General features: G+C 59.2%; 18 protein-coding genes. 8 read left to right on the top strand and 10 right to left on the bottom strand.

The features are described from left to right. Positions 1-28 precede the first annotated feature (28 nt). Complete coding sequence (locus BG455_RS00820) at positions 29-883, bottom strand: PaaX family transcriptional regulator (protein ID WP_071468049.1); 855 nt, start codon at positions 881-883, stop codon at positions 29-31. Between the two features lie 272 nt (positions 884-1155). On the opposite strand from BG455_RS00820, the gene BG455_RS00815 reads away from it, so the two are divergent. From BG455_RS00815 to BG455_RS00800, 4 genes are all read left to right on the top strand, one after another. Further along, positions 1156-2205, top strand: coding sequence for a TRAP transporter substrate-binding protein (locus tag BG455_RS00815; protein ID WP_071468048.1), 1050 nt, complete (start codon positions 1156-1158; stop codon positions 2203-2205). Positions 2206-2299: 94 nt separating this feature from the next. Further along, positions 2300-2869, top strand: a complete 570-nt coding sequence (locus BG455_RS00810) for a TRAP transporter small permease (RefSeq protein WP_245735430.1) — start codon at positions 2300-2302, stop codon at positions 2867-2869. After that, positions 2866-4362, top strand: coding sequence for a TRAP transporter large permease (locus BG455_RS00805; RefSeq protein ID WP_071468046.1), 1497 nt, complete (start codon positions 2866-2868; stop codon positions 4360-4362). The genes BG455_RS00810 and BG455_RS00805 overlap by 4 nt, the downstream gene beginning before the upstream one ends. A gap of 150 nt (positions 4363-4512) precedes the next feature. Beyond that, entirely contained in the window at positions 4513-4695 is a 183-nt protein-coding gene (locus tag BG455_RS00800; RefSeq protein WP_071468045.1) for a hypothetical protein, read from the top strand. Here BG455_RS00800 and BG455_RS00795 read toward each other — a convergent pair. The 7 genes from BG455_RS00795 to pyk all read right to left on the bottom strand — a co-directional run bounded on the left by BG455_RS00795 (position 4685) and on the right by pyk (position 8966). Further along, positions 4685-5494: a division plane positioning ATPase MipZ gene (locus BG455_RS00795; RefSeq protein ID WP_071468044.1), complete on the bottom strand. Its 810-nt coding sequence runs from the start codon at positions 5492-5494 to the stop codon at positions 4685-4687. The genes BG455_RS00800 and BG455_RS00795 overlap by 11 nt on opposite strands. 157 nt (positions 5495-5651) lie before the next feature. After that, the gene (gene rpmE / locus BG455_RS00790) at positions 5652-5873 is read right to left on the bottom strand and encodes a 50S ribosomal protein L31 (protein ID WP_071468043.1); all 222 of its coding nucleotides are present in this window, start codon (positions 5871-5873) and stop codon (positions 5652-5654) included. An 11-nt stretch (positions 5874-5884) separates the two neighbouring features. Beyond that, the gene (rplS, locus tag BG455_RS00785; RefSeq protein WP_071468042.1) at positions 5885-6265 is read right to left on the bottom strand and encodes a 50S ribosomal protein L19; all 381 of its coding nucleotides are present in this window, start codon (positions 6263-6265) and stop codon (positions 5885-5887) included. 299 nt (positions 6266-6564) lie between these two features. Then, on the bottom strand, positions 6565-6927 hold the full coding sequence (gene rplT, locus BG455_RS00780) for a 50S ribosomal protein L20 (protein ID WP_071468041.1): 363 nt from the start codon (positions 6925-6927) through the stop codon (positions 6565-6567). A gap of 12 nt (positions 6928-6939) precedes the next feature. Beyond that, a complete protein-coding gene (gene rpmI / locus BG455_RS00775; RefSeq protein ID WP_071468040.1) occupies positions 6940-7140 on the bottom strand; it encodes a 50S ribosomal protein L35 in 201 nt (66 codons plus the stop codon). 116 nt (positions 7141-7256) lie between these two features. After that, positions 7257-7502, bottom strand: coding sequence for a hypothetical protein (locus BG455_RS00770; RefSeq protein WP_143079855.1), 246 nt, complete (start codon positions 7500-7502; stop codon positions 7257-7259). A gap of 15 nt (positions 7503-7517) precedes the next feature. After that, a complete protein-coding gene (gene pyk / locus BG455_RS00765; protein WP_071468198.1) occupies positions 7518-8966 on the bottom strand; it encodes a pyruvate kinase in 1449 nt (482 codons plus the stop codon). 201 nt (positions 8967-9167) lie between these two features. Between pyk and BG455_RS00760 the strand changes: the two genes are divergently transcribed. The 4 genes from BG455_RS00760 (at position 9168) to BG455_RS00745 (ending at position 12900) form a co-directional block, all read left to right on the top strand. Further along, the gene (locus BG455_RS00760; protein ID WP_071468038.1) at positions 9168-9482 is read left to right on the top strand and encodes a DUF1244 domain-containing protein; all 315 of its coding nucleotides are present in this window, start codon (positions 9168-9170) and stop codon (positions 9480-9482) included. A gap of 3 nt (positions 9483-9485) precedes the next feature. Continuing rightward, entirely contained in the window at positions 9486-10109 is a 624-nt protein-coding gene (locus tag BG455_RS00755; RefSeq protein ID WP_071468037.1) for a DUF5671 domain-containing protein, read from the top strand. Between the two features lies 1 nt (position 10110). Further along, a complete protein-coding gene (locus BG455_RS00750) occupies positions 10111-10509 on the top strand; it encodes a hypothetical protein (RefSeq protein WP_071468036.1) in 399 nt (132 codons plus the stop codon). Positions 10510-10602: 93 nt separating this feature from the next. Then, a complete protein-coding gene (locus BG455_RS00745; RefSeq protein ID WP_143079854.1) occupies positions 10603-12900 on the top strand; it encodes a calcium-binding protein in 2298 nt (765 codons plus the stop codon). A 45-nt stretch (positions 12901-12945) separates the two neighbouring features. Here the strand turns inward: BG455_RS00745 and BG455_RS00740 are convergent, their stop codons facing one another. Both BG455_RS00740 and ilvD read right to left on the bottom strand, forming a co-directional pair. Next, positions 12946-13809, bottom strand: a complete 864-nt coding sequence (locus BG455_RS00740; protein WP_071468034.1) for a D-amino-acid transaminase — start codon at positions 13807-13809, stop codon at positions 12946-12948. A 1-nt stretch (position 13810) separates the two neighbouring features. Then, a complete protein-coding gene (gene ilvD / locus BG455_RS00735) occupies positions 13811-15652 on the bottom strand; it encodes a dihydroxy-acid dehydratase (RefSeq protein ID WP_071468197.1) in 1842 nt (613 codons plus the stop codon). Between the last annotated feature and the right edge of the window lie 55 nt (positions 15653-15707).

Here is a 15707-nt window from a genome sequence, read left to right as displayed (position 1 = left end):
AGGGTGAGCGGAAGAAAATGTATTAATTTCAGGCGCTAAGGCTATTGCGCAGCAAATCGTAGCGGGCAATCCCATCGGGGTTCAGTGCTGCCAATAGCCCGTCAGAGCCTTGAAAACTGGCTGCGACATGCGAATCAGCGGCGTCGCTCAGGCCCAGATACAGTTGCGCAAACCGCGTGCGGGCGCGCTGGCCCGCCCAGTCGGGGGGAAGGGCCGCATGCGGCAAGCGCGGGTCGCGCAAGATGATCTGGCGGAAAGCATGCACCAGCAGAACCCGCGCTTGCAGCGCGTCGGGCGGGGGAAGCTGGCCCATCTGTTCAATCTGCGCGGCCAGCGCCAGAAAGCCCTGATATTCTTGCGCCAGCGCATCCAGACCCCATAGCGCCGCGCCCAAATCGCGTATCTGGTGCTGCGCCCCGACAAGGGGGGCTGTCAGGGCAAGCGCCCCGTCTGGCACCGGCCCGCGCGCAGGGCCAAAGGCGCAGGTGTCATTCAGGGCCACATATCCATGCAGGCCCGCCCCTTCGATCTGTGCAGATGCGGCCCCTTTGGCAAAGAACAGCACGCGCCAAGGCAGGTTTTCGGACTGCCCGTAGATGATATCTGCCGCCTGCCGGTATTCCAGCCGCGCGGCATTGGTCAGGCGGTAGAAGCTGCGCCGCCCCTTGCGGTGGCCCGCAAGCTGCTCGGCGCTGACAAGGCGCGATACGGCGGTGCGGATCAGTGTTTCGCTAATGCCGAAGGGGGCGCAAAACTCGATCAGATTGCCGATCCAGACCTCGCCGCCGCGCGGGGCGATGACATCGCCAAACACAGTGACAATGAAACTGCCCGCGCGCATGGGCTGTGCCAGCATCAGGTCAGATAATGTTGCAGCGCCCATGTCATTCCTTGCGCCAGCACATGAAAACAAGCGCTACATTGCCCGCAGCCGGTTTGGGGCGCAACCGCCAAGGCGAATCAAACCTTGCTTTTTCGGGCCAAGCCAGTCCAATCTTGGCCTATGGGAGCCTGTGTTAGCGCGACCGGGCAGAGGGTCCGGCGTGCAAAACAAACAAAATCAACCGCTCGGTCGAGAAAACAGTAGCATGATAAGGATTCTTGTGCTTTCACATAGATCGTTGCGGATGCAACATTATCTTACGGGAGGAGATTATGATGAAACGCAGACCGCTTTTGGGGCTTATGGGGGGTGCCGCATTGGGTGTCCTTGGCCTTGGACTAAGCAGCAGCGCGGCGCTGGCCCAAGAGGTTACGCTTAAGCTACACCATTTTCTGGCAGCGCAAGCCAATGTGCCAACCCATATTCTGGATGTCTGGGCCGACCGCGTCGAGGCGGACAGCGAAGGCCGCATCAAGGTGGACCGCTTCCCCTCGATGCAACTGGGCGGCACGCCGGGCGAATTGTATGATCAGGCCGTATCCGGCAGCGCCGATGTGATCTGGACAGTGGTGGGCCTGACGCCGGGGCGCTTCCCCAGCACAGAGGTGTTCGAGTTGCCCTTTATGGTGACCGATGCCCGCGCCGCGTCGCATGCCTATTGGACCATGTATGAAGAAGCGATGCAGGATGAATTTTCCGATGTCAAAATGATTGCCACATGGGTGCATGGGCCGGGTGTTATTCACACCGAAGACCCTGTGACGCAGCCATCAGACCTGCGCGGCATGCAGTTGCGCGGCCCTTCGCGCCTGACCGTGCAATTGCTGGAAGCGCTGGGCGCAACGCCGGTGGGCATGCCGATTGCGCAAACCCCCGAATCGCTGTCGCGCGGGGTGATCAACGGGGCAGTCATGCCATGGGAAGTCACCCCATCGCTGCGCATTCCTGAACTGGTGCAAAACCACACCGAGTTTGAAGGCGAGATGCTGTATACTGTGACATTCGTGCTGGCCATGCACCAGCCCACCTATGACGCGCTGCCAGATGACCTGAAAGCGGTGATCGACAATGCGTCGGGGCTGGAATTCTCGATCTTTGCGGGCGGCACGCAGCAGGATTATGACGCGCCGGGCCGCGAGATGGCCGAGGAGATGGGCAATAACATCATCACCATCTCTGCCGAACAGGCCGAGGAGTGGAAAGCGCTGGCACAACCCATCTATGACCGCTGGATCGCGGATATGGAAGGGCGCGGCAAGGATGGTCAGGCGCTTATTGACCGTGCGCGCGAATTGATGGCCGAATACGAGGCCGCAAACTAATCTGGCAGGCAGGCATGGGGCGGCCCCCAAGGTTTGGGGGCCGCCTTGCTACGCCAAAGTTTGCAGGGGTAGGGTAAAGATGCATTCGGTAATGATGGGACTGTCGCGGGGTCTGGCGATGATCGGGGGGATCGTGCTGTCGGCGCTGATCCTGATGACCTGTGTCTCGATCCTTGGCAGGCATGCCAGCACGGCACTGAATTCCGATATGGTGCAAAGCGTCGCGCCCGCGCTTGCCACATGGCTGTTGGGGTTTGGCATTGGTCCCATCTATGGCGATTTTGAACTGACGGAACTGGGCATGGGCTTTGCGGTTTTCTGCTTTTTGCCCTTGTGCCAGATCACATCGGGCCATGCGCGCGTCGATATTTTCACCGCCTTCCTAAGCGATGCAACCAACCGCTGGTTGCGGCTGATTATCGAGACGATTTTTCTGGGGGCAATCGCGCTGATCGCGTGGCGCCTGTCGATTGGCATGTCCAGCCGGATGCGGACAGGGCAGACCACCTATCTGCTGGAATGGCCGGTCTGGTGGCCCTATGCGGCCTGTATGGTCGCGGCATCGGGGGCGGTGATTGTCGCAGCCTACATGGTTTATATCCGTGTTCTGGAAGCGATTGGCGGCAAGGACATTATCGGCGAAGGCGGGGAGAGCGAACATTGAGTGCGATGACCATTGGGCTGCTGTCGTTTCCGGCCCTGCTGACACTGATCTTTCTGCGCGTGCCCATTGGGCTGGCCATGTTCCTGACGGGTCTGGTCGGGCTGGTGATGGTGACGGGCAGCACCAATATGCCATTCTCGCGCTTGCAGACCGAAACTTTTACCACATTCGCCAGTTATTCGCTGTCGATCATCCCCATGTTCTTGCTGATGGGCCATTTCGCCACGCTGGGCGGCATGTCGCAAGCGCTGTTCAAAGCCGCCGAGGGGTGGCTGGGCCACCGCAAGGGGGGTGTGGCGATGGCGGCGATCGGGTCCAGTGCGGGGTTTGGCGCGATTTGCGGGTCTTCACTTGCGACCGCCGCCACCATGAGCCGCGTGGCCTTGCCAGAGTTGAAACGCTATGGCTATGCGGGCGGGTTCTCAACCGCGACGCTGGCGGCGGGGGGCACGCTGGGCATTCTGATCCCGCCTTCGGTGGTGCTGGTGATTTATGCCATTCTGACAGAACAGAACATTGCCAAGCTGTTTCTGGCGGCGTTCATTCCCGGCATCATGGCCGCGCTTGGTTATCTTGTCGTCATCTCGATCTATGTGCGGGTGTACCCCGATTCCGCCGGTACCCGCCCGCGTGTGGCATATGGCGAGCGGTTCCGCGCGCTTCTCAAGGTCTGGCCGGTGATGGTGGTGTTCGGGCTGGTTGTGGGCGGTATTTATGCAGGCTGGTTCACCCCAACTGAAGGGGCCGCTGTGGGGGCATTCGGGACAGGGCTGATTGCATGGGCCAATGGCGGGCTAACCCGCAAGACGCTGGCCGAAAGCTTTTATGTGACAGCCCGTTCCAGTGCGATGATCTTTTTCATCATCTTTGGTGCTGCGTTCTATAACGGGTTTCTGGCACTGACACAGGTGCCCCAAAGCATTGCGGCATGGGTGGGCGGCTCTGGCTTCAGCCCGCTGATGGTGCTGATTCTGATCTTGTGCTTTTACCTTGTTCTGGGCTGCGTCATGGACAGCCTGTCCATGATCTTGCTGACCATCCCGATTTTCTGGCCCATCATGATGGAGCTGGATTTCAACTTCGTCACAATGGCCGATCTGCATGCCGCGCGCGCGCGCGAGGCGATCCGCGCGGGTGTAGAAGTCGCGCCAGAGATGTTGCGAAGTGTCGAGGCCGCCTTGGCCGCAGGGGCCGAGTTGACGCGCGAGCAAATTCAGGCGCTTGGCCTGCGGCGCGTCAATGCTCTGGCGCTGGAGCGTGCGAATATCGAGATGACGGCCATCTGGTTCGGGATTCTGGTGCTGATTGTGGTCGAGGTGGGGTTGATCACGCCGCCTGTGGGCATGAACCTGTTTGTTATCAATGCGATGGACCCGAAAACCAAGATCACCGACACCTATCGCGCGGTCATGCCTTTTGTGGCGTCAGACCTGATCCGCGTTGTTGTTCTGGTGGCCTTTCCGGCGATTACACTGTTCCTGGTTGCGTTGTAATTCCTGCCCTTACTGCCCCCTTGGGATGCGAAAATCGCACCAAGGGGGCGCGCCCCCCATCAAAGCGTATGTTCAAAATATCGCCCTGATCCGGCCATATTTCTGCCCTTACTGCCAAGCAACCTGTCTGTGTTAACAGCCCGGAGTGACATGCAGATGTTTCAGTTCTTGTCAGATGACAGCGCCCAACACGGCGATGACCCCGCGTTTTCTTTGCTGTCGCGCGGAAAATTCAAGGAAATGCCGGCAGCGGCACGGGTCAATTCGCGGATTGATACGCTGTCAGCCAGCTTGGGTGCGCGGTTGCCGGAACGCGGCTATTTCAAACACTGACCTGCAATTCCGGCAGCTCCAGCGCGCCCATAAGGTCGCGCAATTCCTGCCGCGCTGCGACATGGGACATGGTCATCGGCTCTGACCCCAGATCGCGCAGGTCCAGCAAGGTCAGGCCCTTTGGAAACAACTCGCGAAAGACAACGCGTTCACTGAAACCGGGCGCAAGACGAAAGCCGATACGGCGCGACAGGACTTCCAGCGCATCGCCCACTTTGCGTTTGTTATGCATTGCGGTGGTGCCCATCCGGTTGCGCAAGACAACCCAGTTCAGGGGCCGCAACCCGGCCTGCGCGCGGGTCTGGCGTGCTTTCCAGACCATTTCAGAATAGATCGAGGGGGACAGCACCTCGCCGGTTTCGGGGTCTGTGCGGGCCAGCAGGTCGAAATCGATGAAACTGTCATTGATCGGGGTGATCAGCGTATCTGCAACCGAATGCGCGAACTGGCTGAGTCTGGTGTAAGAACCGGGGCAGTCAATCAGGATATAGTCGCAATCCGCGCTGAGCGCTTCCAGCGCGGCACTCATGCGGGCGTCATGCAGTTGCGGCCCCTCTGGCAGATCGAAATCTGTCACGGCAGGCAGGGGCTGGAAACGGGGGCTTGGCAGATCAACCCCCGAGCGCGTGATCCAGTTGCGGCGGTTTTCGATATAGCGCCCGAATGTCAGCTGGCGCAGGTCAAGATCCATCGCGCCCACACGTTGCCCCATGCGGGCCAGCGCCACTGAGACATGCATCGAAACAGTAGATTTTCCTGATCCGCCTTTTTCATTGCCGACCACGATGATATGCGCCATCGCGAATGCCCCGCTACTTTGAACCTAAAATATGCCTGCACCCATCTAGGCTGGCGGCTGGGCGGATACAAGCTGTCTCATATGCTGCACAACGCTTTGCCGGACAACGAAAAAGGCGCGGTTTCCCGCGCCTTTCCAAACGTCATGCAGGCAGGTTTCAGAACCCAAGACCGGCATATTTGTTTTTGAACTTCGACACGCGGCCACCTGTATCCAGAAGGCGGCTGCTGCCGCCGTTCCATGCGGGGTGCACGCTTGGGTCTACGTCCAGCGACAGCGTGTCGCCCTCGGCGCCCCAAGTCGATTTCATCTGAACGATGGTGCCATCGGTCATCTTGACATTGATCAGGTGGTAATCGGGATGAGTTTCGGATTTCATGGCGGCGCTCCTCAGGCTTTCGCGTCAAGCGGACGGTAGTTGGTCTTTTCTGCGATACGGGCAGATTTACCGCGACGGTCGCGCAGGTAATACAGCTTCGCACGGCGCACACGGCCACGACGCACAACTTCGATGCTGTCGATATTGGTCGAATACAGCGGGAATACACGTTCCACGCCTTCGCCGAAGGAAATTTTGCGCACGGTGAACGATGCCGCGATGCCGGTGCCGCCTTTGCGGGCGATGCACACGCCTTCAAAGTTCTGCACCCGCGAGCGTGTGCCCTCGGTCACTTTATAGCCGATGCGGATGGTGTCACCCGCCTTGAAATCGGGAATTTCTTTGCCAAGCTGCGCAATCTGCTCGGCTTCGATCTGTGCGATCAGGTTCATCGCAAATCCTCTCATATGCACGCAGTTTTTCTGCGTCGGTGATGCTGGCCCATAGCTTTGGTCTTCAACCGGGTCCATCGAGATGCCCGCCAGAGATAGGTCATGCTTGTCATATCGTTACGCGGTCGCCTGACCCTGCTGAAGCTGTCAGGTATGGAAACACGCGAAAACCCGTGGCCGAATCCGCCCAAGGGTCGCGCTCTCTTACGGCGCGCGGCGCTTTCGGTCAAGGGATTCGGCTAGTAAAAACCCCGCAATACATAAGCATTGCGGGGTTTCAAGATTTGCTGTGGCGCGTCTCAGGCCATTGCAGCCTTGGCTTTGGCGACAATCTGGCCAAACGCGTCGGGTTCATGAACAGCCAGATCGGCCAGAACCTTGCGGTCCACTTCGATACCGGCCAGACCCAGCGCGTTGATGAAACGCGAATATGTCAGCGAAGGATCAATCTCGCGGACTGCGGCGTTGATACGCTGAATCCACAGGGCGCGGAAATTCCGCTTGCGCACCTTGCGGTCGCGGGTGGCGTATTGGTTTGCTTTATCCACAGCCTGCGTTGCAGTGCGGAAGTTGCGCGAACGCGCGCCGTAATAGCCTTTGGCGGCCTTGACGACCTTGCGATGACGGGCGTGGGTGACTTTGCCGGACGTTACACGTGACATGACAGCTGCTCCTTAACGGTCGTAGGGCATATATTTCTTGACGATGCGCGAATCCTGTTCGGACAGGATTGTGTTGCCGCGCGCGTCACGAATGAACTTTTTGGTCCGCTTGATCATGCCGTGGCGTTTGCCTGCCTGACCTGCCTTGACCTTGCCTGTGGCTGTCATGGAGAAGCGCTTTTTCGCGCCGGATTTCGTCTTCATCTTGGGCATTTCCGTCTCCTTTCGGTGGAGGGTGGTTGATGCGACTCGGCATGCCTCTCGGCCGGCCGCATTCTGGTTCGAGCGCGCCGAGTAGCGCAGAACCCGCCCCAACGCAAGAGCAGCGCCTATAAAAGAGCTGCAACCCGCGCAACAAACTGAACTGTCAGGTCAGGTATCTCAGACAGGTGATACAAGCCTTCGGGGCGGTCAATGCCGACACCGGCAATCAGTGCCGCCCCGAGCAGCAGAAGGGCTGTTGCAAAGACAGGTTTGTGACCATGCGCCCATGCACTGACAAAGCTGACACCTGCCAATGGTAAAAGATAGACGCCCGCCAGAAAGATCGTCGCATGATCCATGTGCCACCGCATGATGCCTGTTTCAGCTTACTCAGGCTCTCCTGTCATGATCAAGTGTTCTGCGCAGGGTGCGACGCGCAAAATATTGGTCGTGCCCGGCTGGTTGAACGGAATGCCTGCGGTCACAAGGATCTGGTCCTTCTCGGTGGCAAAGCCATATTTACGCGCGACCCGCACAGCGTTGATGACCGCTTTCTTGAACCGCTCGACATCGCCTGCGACAGTTTCGCAATGCACACCCCAGACCAAGGCCAGACGGCGGGCCACAGGCAGAATGGGTGTGATGGCGATGATGGGCACATGTGGGCGTTCACGCGCGACCAGATTGGCGGTGGTGCCTGATTCCGTAAAGCAGCAGATCGCGGCGATATCGGTTTTCTCGGCCAGTTCGCGGGCTGCGGCCACAATTCCGTCCGCGATGGTGTGGTGCTCGACTTTGCGCGAACTGTCGATGATGTCGATATAGGTGGGGTCGCTTTCCACCTCTATGGCGACATTGTTCATCGTGGTGACAGCCTCTATCGGGTATTGACCGGCAGCAGATTCGGCAGACAGCATGATCGCATCTGCGCCTTCATAGATGGCCGTTGCCACATCCGAGACTTCGGCGCGGGTGGGCATGGGGCTTTCGATCATGGATTCCAGCATCTGGGTTGCCACAATCACTGGTTTGGCGGCCGCGCGGGCGCGGCGCACAAGGCGCTTCTGGATGGGCGGGACGTTTTGCACCGGCAGTTCCACCCCAAGATCGCCGCGCGCCACCATGATCCCGTCAGAGACAGCAAGGATTTCGTCAAATGCCTTGACGGCGGCGGGTTTCTCGATCTTGGACATGATCGCCGCGCGGCCCTGGGCCAGTTCGCGGGCCTCTGTCACATCTGATGCGCGCTGCACGAAGGACAGTGCCAGCCAGTCCACACCCAGACGGCAGACGAATTCCAGATCGTTGCGGTCTTTTTCCGACAGGGCGGCCAGTGGCAGCACCACCTCTGGCACGTTCACGCCCTTGCGGTTGGAAATCGTGCCGCCCACGGTAACTGTGCAATCCGCGAAATCGGGGCCGCAGGCGTTCACACGCAGGCGGATCTTGCCATCATTCACCAGCAGTTCCGCGCCCGGTTCCAGCGCCTTGAAAATTTCGGGGTGGGGCAGGTTTACGCGCGTGGCGTCCCCTTCGGCGGTGTTCAGGTCAAGGCGGAAGTCCTGCCCGTCTTCCAGTTCGATCGAGGGTTCGGTGAAGGTGCCAACGCGCAGTTTCGGCCCCTGAAGGTCGGCGAGAATGGCAATCGGGCGGCCCAGATCCGTTTCGACCTGCCGGATGATCGCGTGGCGGGCGGCAATCTCGTCATGGGTGCCGTGACTCATATTCAGGCGAAACACATCTGCGCCCGCTTCGAACAGCGCGCGGATCATCTCGTAACTGGAAGATGATGGCCCCAGAGTGGCCACGATCTTGATCATACGATGACGACGCAAGGGGGATGTCATGCAAAATCCTTTCTTTCGGCGCAGCGCCGCATGTCTTGGTCAGCTTTACGCAGGGTTTATGACAGGAAACCGGCAAACTGAAACCGTTAGCGCAAACACCTAACAGGTCCGGCGTGTTTTGCAAGCCTTCGCAGGCTTGACGCGCGCGCGAAGCGGGCGCAGGTTAGCTGAAATTCAGGGAGTATGAACATGGACGACCAGACCCGCATAGAATTGGAAGCCGCCGCGTTCCGCACATTGATGGACCATCTGATGCACAAGCGCCCCGATGTCCAGAATATCGACATGATGAACCTGACAGGCTTTTGCCGCAACTGCCTGTCGCGCTGGTATATGGAGGCCGCGCAGGCGCGCGGTATCGACATGGACAAGGAGGCCGCGCGCGAAATTGTCTATGGCATGCCCTATTCCGAATGGCGCGACAAACACCAGACCGAGGCAAGCGCCGACACACAGGCGGCATTCGAGAAATCCTTTGCCGAGAATGTGGGCGGGAAGCCCTGACAGATGAAACCCGCAGACCAGCTGGCGCGCTTTGTGCAGGACGGGTTTCGCGCAGGCCACAGCGCGGCAGAGTTGCGCCGCGCGCTGGTGGCTGCTGGCTGGTCAGAGCCTGAAATTGATACCGCGCTGGCGGGGTGGGCGGATCATGGCTTGCGCTTGCCCGTGCCGCGTCCGCGCCCCTCTGGCAGCGCGGCAGAAGCGGCCACCTATGCGCTTTTGTTCTTTGCGCTGCTGTCTGTCACTTGGAATGTGGTGGCGCTGGCCTTCTGGCTGGTAGAAATCTGGCTGCCAGAGGGGGATGACTGGTCCGGCTATGGGGCCGCACGCGCGATGCGCTGGTCGATTGCGGTGCTTGTGGTGATCTTGCCTTTGTTCCTGTGGCTACAGGCGCGCACAGACCGCGCCGCGCGCGCCAATCCCGGCCAGCTTCGCTCGCCCATCCGCAAGAAATTTGGCGCAGTGACTGTGTTTCTGGCCGCACTTGTGCTGCTGGCAGATGCGATTGCCGTGGTATTTGCATTTCTGAATGGGGATATTACAGCGCAATTCATTGCCAAGGCGGCGATTGTGGCGCTGGTGGCGGGGCTGGTCATCGCGTGGTTTCGTAGTTTTCTGGCGGAAAACTGACATGCGCGCACCCGCCTTGGCCCTTGTTGCCCTGAGCCTTGCAGTGGTGATTGGCGCGGTCATGACCATCGGCGGGCCGGAACAGGCCCGCGCAGAGCGGCGCGATGCGCAGCGCATGAGCGATCTGAACGCGCTGGGGCGGCACCTGACCTGTCTGCTGGATCGGGGGTTGGCGCTGGATGACACGTCCGACGCCTGCACCCCGCCCCCGCCCCTGACGGACCCGAAGACCGGCGCGCCCTATCAGGTTACGCGGACAGCACCTGATATTGTGCGCGCCTGCGCAGAGTTTGAAAGGCCCGCGCGATCAGACGCCTTGGCCTATCGGGCGGATTTTGACAGGGATGCAGGCTGTCTGATCCTGCGTCGCAGCCCCACAGCCCCCGCGCCCCGCGACTGAGCTGCGGCCTTGCAAGGCAGGGTTGAGTGCATGGTTTTTTTCGTTGACTCAGGAAAAAATCCGCTCAAAGCATTGGCTTTTTTGGATTCAAACATGAACACGGGTTTTATTTTTGCATTATTTGGAATCGGTGCGCTGTTTGCCTTCAGCGACTTTTTTTCCGGCTCTGGCAGCGACGAGAAAACGGATACGCCCCCGCAGGACGATGACAAGGCTACGCCGGCTTTGCCAGCAGGCACCGCAGGCGATGACCTGTTGTTCAGCGCCGGGGGCGAGGTGCTGGAGGGGTTTGGCGGCAATGACACGCTGATCACCTTTGGCGACAGCACCCTTATGGGCGGCGAAGGGGATGACACGCTTGTCTCTTACGGGGGCGGTGCCGTTCTGACGGGGGACGAGGGCGAAGACACCTTCGTGATCAAACCGCTGCCCTTGGGGGCCAATAACGCGCTGCTTGACAAGAATGGCCAACCCGTTGCGCCTACGGTTATCAATGATTTCAGCCCTGACGCGGATCGCCTTGTCCTTGACCTGCGCGGCAGCAGCTTTCCGCTGTTCGATGATGACACGGTCACATTGACAGGCGTTCCCGCCCCCGATGGCGAGGGGCTGATGGTGCAGGTCGATGGCGTGGATGTGGTGCAACTGTCCGGCTATGGCGGGGGCGACATGCAGGCGGCGCTGGAAGCCCTTGCAACAGATTTTGGCGCGCTTGACGTGATCGGGGCAGAGTTTCAGTTCCCTGAAACAGAAGAAGAGCGGATCGCCCGCACAGGGATCGGCAATCGCGGCGACAATCTGATCATTGCGCAAGGGGGTCTTGACGAAATTCGGGGCCTTCAAGGAAATGATACGCTGGTTGGGTTTACAGGCCCGGGCGTGTCGCTTTTTGGCGCTTCCGGCGATGACGTTCTTGTTGCTTTCGGAAATGACAGCGCCTTTGGCGGAAGTGGTGACGACATCTTGATCGGTGATTATCTGATCGCATCTGACGGGCCACAAGTGCTTGACGGTGGCTATGGGCAGGACGTTCTGATCTCTCATGGCGGCTCGGTTATGACAGGCGGCCCCGGTGCGGACATCTTCGTCATTTCTCCTGCGGGTATTGACGATGACGGCAATTTCATGGCCGCCGATGGAACCCCGCTGCCCGTCAGCACCATCACGGATTTTGACACAGAGCGCGACACGCTGGTTCTTGATCTGCAAAAATCATCCGAGGCAAGTGTCGCAACATGGGCGATCGCAGCAACAGGAAAGTACGACTCGTCCCGCCCGGACCCGGTTTTTGGAAGCGAGGTGGAAATCTCTGTCGTCGCAACGGATGACGGCTCGATGGTGTTGGTTGACGGGATCGAGTTTGTCGGGCTTCAGGGGCTGACACCGGAAGAAGTGGTCGCAGGCGTAGACATACAGGTGCAAGGCGCGGAATATACATTCGCGTTGCCAGAAAATGTGGCATTGCCCGGCACCCTGATCGAACCGGGCCTGTCGCAGCTACCTGACGATTCCGACGATTTCAAAGAACCGACCTATTATCTGGGTAACGACTATGCCGGAGATGTGTTTATTCCTGAACGCGCAGCGATTGATCTGACTCTTTACCAAGGTGATTTGTCGGTCACGATTGAGGAAAACGGCACTGTCCTGATCGAAGACGCGAACGCTGAAAGCTTTTCGCTGACGATGGCCTCTGTCACACAGATTTCCATTGGCGAAGGTCAGAATACTGTCGATGCGAGCGCCTCTGGTGCCCTTGTCAGCGTTTATGTCGCTTCTTTCGGAACGGACAATACAATCATCGGGGGGTCTGGGTCGACGAGGATCATTTCCTTTGCCGGTGAGGCATATATTGAGGTAGGATCAGGCGCTACCGTAGTGCAAGCGTACAGCGGCAATGACACGATAGTTGGTGGGACTGGCACTTTAGAAGTCTTTACTGCGGACGATGGCAATGCCTTTGTATCCGATGCTTTTGGCGAAATAACGAATTTGTATCAGGCCGGGCCAACCATAATAGAGGCGGTTGATGCCGCCGTTTCTGGCAGCATTGGGGTGGGCGATAAGCTCGCGCTGGGCGAGGGACCAAACAACATTATTGTCTATGGATTATCACCTGCAGATCTGGGGCCTGCGTTGATTACCGGCTTCGACCCCGACCCAAGCGGCTTCAACAGTTTCGAGTATATAGGGGTGTTTTCCGAGCTGGCGCCTGACGGCGGGTCGCCTGCGCCTACCGCTGTGCTTGAAGAACGCGGTGATGATCTGTTCGTTGTGGAAAACGGGCGGGACATGGTCCACATTGTGAACCTGTCGCTTGAAGATGTTCAGCGCATGCCCGCGGATCGCTTCGACGTGTCGCAAAACTTCTTCAGGGCGGAGAATGCCTGACGTGCAAAGGCAAAATGGCCAGCAATGCGCTGGCCATTTTGTTCCCTAGATCGCGGCCTTGCGACTTTCCTCGATATAGATTTCGCGCAGCCGCAGCGCCAGTGGCCCCGGCGCGCCGGTGCCCAAGCGTGCCCCGTCAATTTCCACCACGGGCATGACAAAAGTGCTGGCCGAGGTCACAAAGGCCTCATCCGCCTGCATCGCCTCTTGCACAGTGAAGCTGCGCTCTTCGACCGGCATTTGTGCCTCTTGCGCGAAGCGCAGCACGGCGGCGCGGGTGATCCCGTGCAGGATGTCATTCGACAGCGCCCGCGTCACGATCCGCCCGTCCTTGATGATATAGGCGTTGTTCGAGGTGCCTTCGGTCACGCAGCCCTCCTGCACCATCCAGGCATCATCCGCGCCCTGCTTGATTGCCATCATCTTGCCCATGCTGGGGTAGAGAAGCTGCACTGTCTTGATGTCGCGCCGACCCCAGCGGATGTCGTCAATGGTGATAACCTTGATGCCCTTCTTCGCCTTCGGGCTGTCCACCAGTGCAGGGTTGGATTGTGTGAACAACACAACTGTGGGCTTGGTGGTTTCAGGGTCAGGAAACACGAAATCCCTGTCACCCGGTGCGCCGCGCGTCACTTGCAAATAGATCATGCCCTGATCCAGCGCGTTCTGGTCCACAAGCTGGCGGTGCACCTCCAGCCATGCGTCGCGGTCCATCGGGTTCTCGATGCCCAATTCATCCAGCGAACGCTGCAAGCGGGTGAAATGCCCGTCAAAGTCTATCAGCTTGCCATCAATGACAGTGGTCACTTCATAGACGCCATCGGCCATCAGAAAACCCCGATCAAAGATCGAGATTTTCGCCTCGCCCTCGGGCAGGTAGTCGCCATTCACATAAACGCTGCGGCTCATGTCACATTCCTTCGGGCAATTTTCGCACGGCACCCATGGCCGCCGATGTTGTCAGTGCGGCATAGGCGCGCAATGCGGTCGTCACCTTGCGCGGGCGGGGCTTGGCCGGTTGCCAGCCTTTTTCGTCCTGCGCGGCGCGGCGCGCGGCAAGGATTGCATCATCGACGGCCAGATTGATGGTACGGTTTGGAATATCAATCTCGACCAGATCGCCGGTTTCCACCAGACCGATCAGCCCGCCCTCTTCTGCCTCGGGGCTGACATGGCCGATGGACAGGCCCGATGTGCCCCCCGAAAAGCGCCCGTCCGTGATCAGCGCGCAGTCCTTGCCCAGCCCTTTGGATTTCAGATAGCTGGTGGGATACAGCATTTCCTGCATGCCCGGCCCGCCGCGTGGCCCTTCATAGCGGATGATCACCACCTCGCCCGCGACAACCTTGCCGGTCAGAATGCCGCTGACAGCGTCATCCTGCGATTCGAACACGCGCGCAGGGCCGCTGAATTTCAGGATCGATTCGTCCACACCGGCGGTTTTCACAATACAGCCCTGTTCGGCCAGATTGCCAAACAGCACGGCCAACCCGCCATCTTGCGAAAACGCGTGCTCCTTGTTGCGGATCACGCCCTTTTCGCGGTCGGTATCCAGCGCGGCATAAGACTTGCTCTGGCTGAACGCCTGCGTCGTGCGCACCCCACCGGGGGCGGCGCGGAAAAAATCGTGCACTTCGGGGTCATCAGTGCGGGTGATGTCCCACATTTCGAGCGCCATTCCCATTGTCGCGCTGTGCACCGTGGGCAGATCACAATGCAACAGCCCGGCGCGATCCAGCTGACCCAGAATAGACATGATGCCACCTGCGCGGTGCACATCTTCCATATGCACATCATCTTTTGCAGGGGCGACCTTGCACAGACAGGGCACCTTGCGCGACAGCCTGTCAATATCGGCCATAGTGAAATCGATCTCACCCTCATGGGCCGCGGCCAGCAGATGCAGCACGGTGTTCGTAGAGCCCCCCATCGCGATATCCAGCGACATGGCATTCTCGAACGCCTTGAAGCTCGCGATATTGCGCGGCAACACGCTCTCATCATCCTGTTCATAGTAGCGCTTGGCCAGATCCACGATGACATGACCCGCGCGCAGGAAAAGCTTTTGGCGGTAAGCGTGCGTGGCCAGCGTCGAGCCATTGCCCGGCAGCGACAGGCCCAGTGCCTCGGTCAGGCAGTTCATTGAATTGGCCGTGAACATCCCAGAGCAAGAGCCACAGGTGGGACAGGCTTCCTCTTCCATCGCCTGCACCTGTGCATCGGTGTATTTATCATCAGCTGCCCAAACCATCGCATCAACCAGATCGACAGCCTTCGAGACACCATCAACCTCGACCTTGCCGGCCTCCATAGGCCCACCGGACACAAACACCACCGGAATATTCAGCCGCATCGCGGCCATCAGCATGCCAGGGGTGATCTTGTCGCAGTTGGAAATGCACACCATCGCATCGGCGCAATGGGCATTGACCATATATTCCACCGAATCCGCGATAATCTCGCGCGATGGAAGGCTATACAGCATTCCGTCATGGCCCATGGCAATGCCGTCATCCACCGCGATGGTGTTGAATTCCTTGGCCACACCACCCGCTTTTTCCACCTCGCGCGCAACCATCTGGCCCAGATCTTTCAGATGCACATGGCCCGGCACGAATTGGGTAAAGCTGTTGACGATCGCGATAATCGGCTTGCCGAAATCGCTTTCTTTCATGCCTGTGGCGCGCCACAGCCCACGGGCTCCGGCCATGTTGCGTCCATGTGTTGTCGTGCGAGAGCGGTATCTTGGCATCTGGTCATCCTCCGAATTCTGGCATTGCATAGCGCATGCGCAGGGCTTGGGGAAG

The sequence above is a fragment of the Roseinatronobacter thiooxidans genome, from assembly GCF_001870675.1.
Lineage (GTDB): Bacteria > Pseudomonadota > Alphaproteobacteria > Rhodobacterales > Rhodobacteraceae > Roseinatronobacter > Roseinatronobacter thiooxidans.
This window is presented reverse-complemented; position numbering and strand designations above follow the sequence as displayed.

Excerpts from the sequence above, each read along its gene's own strand:
- BG455_RS00820 (WP_071468049.1), bottom strand. The coding sequence starts at position 883 with ATGGGCGCTGCAACATTATCTGACCTGATGCTGGCACAGCCCATGCGC.
- BG455_RS00815 (WP_071468048.1), top strand. The coding sequence starts at position 1,156 with ATGATGAAACGCAGACCGCTTTTGGGGCTTATGGGGGGTGCCGCATTG.
- BG455_RS00810 (WP_245735430.1), top strand. The coding sequence starts at position 2,300 with ATGGGACTGTCGCGGGGTCTGGCGATGATCGGGGGGATCGTGCTGTCG.
- BG455_RS00800 (WP_071468045.1), top strand. The coding sequence starts at position 4,513 with ATGCAGATGTTTCAGTTCTTGTCAGATGACAGCGCCCAACACGGCGAT.
- BG455_RS00795 (WP_071468044.1), bottom strand. The coding sequence starts at position 5,494 with ATGGCGCATATCATCGTGGTCGGCAATGAAAAAGGCGGATCAGGAAAA.
- rpmE (WP_071468043.1), bottom strand. The coding sequence starts at position 5,873 with ATGAAATCCGAAACTCATCCCGATTACCACCTGATCAATGTCAAGATG.
- rplS (WP_071468042.1), bottom strand. The coding sequence starts at position 6,265 with ATGAACCTGATCGCACAGATCGAAGCCGAGCAGATTGCGCAGCTTGGC.
- rplT (WP_071468041.1), bottom strand. The coding sequence starts at position 6,927 with ATGTCACGTGTAACGTCCGGCAAAGTCACCCACGCCCGTCATCGCAAG.
- rpmI (WP_071468040.1), bottom strand. The coding sequence starts at position 7,140 with ATGCCCAAGATGAAGACGAAATCCGGCGCGAAAAAGCGCTTCTCCATG.
- BG455_RS00770 (WP_143079855.1), bottom strand. The coding sequence starts at position 7,502 with ATGCGGTGGCACATGGATCATGCGACGATCTTTCTGGCGGGCGTCTAT.
- BG455_RS00760 (WP_071468038.1), top strand. The coding sequence starts at position 9,168 with ATGGACGACCAGACCCGCATAGAATTGGAAGCCGCCGCGTTCCGCACA.
- BG455_RS00755 (WP_071468037.1), top strand. The coding sequence starts at position 9,486 with ATGAAACCCGCAGACCAGCTGGCGCGCTTTGTGCAGGACGGGTTTCGC.
- BG455_RS00750 (WP_071468036.1), top strand. The coding sequence starts at position 10,111 with ATGCGCGCACCCGCCTTGGCCCTTGTTGCCCTGAGCCTTGCAGTGGTG.
- BG455_RS00745 (WP_143079854.1), top strand. The coding sequence starts at position 10,603 with ATGAACACGGGTTTTATTTTTGCATTATTTGGAATCGGTGCGCTGTTT.
- BG455_RS00740 (WP_071468034.1), bottom strand. The coding sequence starts at position 13,809 with ATGAGCCGCAGCGTTTATGTGAATGGCGACTACCTGCCCGAGGGCGAG.
- ilvD (WP_071468197.1), bottom strand. The coding sequence starts at position 15,652 with ATGCCAAGATACCGCTCTCGCACGACAACACATGGACGCAACATGGCC.